Source organism: Ruegeria sp. CDSC085 (assembly GCF_059610465.1).
Genome location: NZ_JBXWNR010000059.1, coordinates 1 through 1,136, shown reverse-complemented (window position 1 = coordinate 1,136; position 1,136 = coordinate 1). Strand labels below are relative to the sequence as shown.

1 protein-coding gene is annotated in these 1,136 nt (G+C 51.1%); it reads left to right on the top strand.

Going from position 1 to position 1,136, the window contains the following annotated elements; translation table 11 throughout:
- Positions 1-291: 291 nt before the first annotated feature.
- Positions 292-1,136: hypothetical protein (locus AC2FJB_RS22840; protein WP_496721251.1), on the top strand; the 845-nt coding region annotated here is incomplete at its 3' end.

Below are 1,136 nucleotides of genomic sequence, written 5' to 3'. Positions count from 1 at the left end.
GGACGGTCTAGCATCCTCAAATCCAACAGGGCATTGGCGGAAGAATACGCAAGGCTCTCCCGCCTGAATAGAAGAACAAAACGTGAAAGTTGTCCGAGTGTTGCATGTATCAATCATGGAGCGACCGTTGGGCTCATGCCGAGCCGGTATCGAAAGTTTGGTAAGACGGCCAAAGGAGATCCAAGATATCAGTGCAAAGCGTGTAAGAAGACCTTTTCGATTGGTCGGTCGACGAGGCGACATAAGCGTAGCGACCTAAATGGTAAAGTCTTTAGATCGCTGGTTAATGGCGTGACGCTTTCAGCTATCTCACGATTGCTCGATACATCACTTCCGGAAGTCTATTCGAAGATCGACTTCATCCACGAGCAATGCCAAGCCTTTGCAGCAGATCGGGAGAAGCGACTGCCCGAAGTATTTGAAGGTGACTGTCCTCACTTCGCCACGGACACACAAATCCTTCAGGTGAACTGGCCCGACAAAGGTATTCGTAAACTGGTAGAAGTGCGCCACATGTGTACCGTCCACAGCGACAGCAAGTATGTCATTGCGTCTACAACAGATGTTGATCCTGACATTCACCCGCTTGCCGTCGAAAAGGCGATGGATATCGTCGGAGACAAAGAAAAGCCTCGTTCTATGCGGGAGAACGCTCGGATTTGGTTTGCCAGTGAGTACATCGAGTACATTTGCAAACGACACGAGGCGACCAATCCAAAATCAAGTAGGTGGCACCGTAACAAAAAACCGAGAGAGCTTGATGACGATATCAGGCTCCTTGAGATGGCCGCTAGGGTTCGACAAGACGCGGCCGAGTTTGCGCATATCATGCTGCTCAAGAAGAAGATCGGTCGGAAGTATCGACTGCTGAACTTTTCAGTCGACCGCGATACGGGTGTCTCTTCAGCCTTTTTGGCTGTGTTCAAAAATGAAGTGCAGAAGAGAGTGGTACGGATTGCAGACGTCACCATGGCAAAGAATGAAAGCCATCCGCGGCGCCTGGGGTTTGTGGCTGATGGTAACAGGGAATTAGAGCGCGTGGAGTATTTGATGCGTCAGGCAGGGTTCTTGCCTGGAGACGGTGATCAGGCTGTCCCCAGACCACAGGACGGCGCCATGGAGTACCTTTTGGAAGC